1 pseudogene is annotated in these 235 nt (G+C 44.3%); it reads left to right on the top strand.

Going from position 1 to position 235, the window contains the following annotated elements:
- Positions 1-235, top strand: a pseudogene (locus AC23P2_RS31450) (alpha/beta hydrolase); the annotation flags it as partial.

Here is a 235-nt window from a genome sequence, read left to right as displayed (position 1 = left end):
AAAAAGTACAGGAAAACAACCCGAAGAAGGGCTCAAAAACGATGCACAGCACCTCTACAACAACATGCGCTCTAAATACTGTTACTCCGAAGAGAAAATCATCATTTATGGTCGCTCCTTGGGGTCGGGTTTTGCCACAAAACTGGCCTCGGCCAATCACACAATAATGCTTATTTTAGTCGCTCCTTACTACAGTTTTACTCGCATCACTACCCGCTTTTTACCTTTTCTGCCC

Source organism: Runella sp. R0.1_18, assembly GCF_057652155.1.
Note: the sequence above shows the minus strand (reverse complement) of the source record. Positions and strands in the feature narration are given on the sequence as shown.